The organism is Methylobacterium sp. WL6 (genome assembly GCF_008040095.1).
Classification (GTDB): Bacteria; Pseudomonadota; Alphaproteobacteria; order Rhizobiales; family Beijerinckiaceae; genus Methylobacterium.
This window is the reverse complement of record NZ_VRVH01000677.1, coordinates 1-562: the sequence shown is the minus strand read 5'-3', so window position 1 is coordinate 562 and position 562 is coordinate 1. Positions and strand designations below refer to the sequence as shown.

1 pseudogene is annotated in these 562 nt (G+C 80.4%); it reads left to right on the top strand.

Annotated features, from left to right (window positions below):
• Positions 1 to 94 precede the first annotated feature (94 nt).
• Positions 95 to 532, top strand: a pseudogene (locus tag FV230_RS31145) (hypothetical protein); the annotation flags it as partial.
• Positions 533 to 562: the final 30 nt, after the last annotated feature.

Sequence of the window (562 nt, the reverse complement as noted above, 5' to 3'; positions counted from 1 at the left end):
GCCCGGGCGCGAGCCTGGCGCCGGCCGCCACGACCCGCGACGTCGCCGAAGGCACCCGCTCCGTCGGCGGCCGCTTCGAGACCCGGTGACGGCCATGGCGTCGGGCATCGATCCGGCCGCGACGGCGGTCGCGCCGCAGGCCGCGGACGCGCGGCGCGAGCCGAGCCCGCGGCAAGGCACCGACAGGGGCACGGACAGGGGCACCGGCACGGCCGCCGGCCGCCTGCGGAAGCTCGCCTCCGGCGCCTCGCCGGCCGCGCTCGCCCTGTACGCGCTCGCGCTCGGCGCCGGCCTCGGGCTCGCCAGCGCCGACTGGGCGACGCGGGGCGGCTACCCGTTCGGCGGCGTCACGGTGGGGGCCTGGACCGCGTGGCCGCGGGCCGGCTCGACCGCGGCCGACCCCTATACCCGCGCCGTCAACGCCCGCCGCGGCGAGGTGCCGCTCGCCGTCGGCGAGGGTCTGCTGCTCACCGCCGCGGTCGACGATGCCGGGCGGGCGCTCGATGCGACCTGCACCTACCGCATCGCCGGCGGGGTGACGCCGGCGATGCGGTAGGTGCAG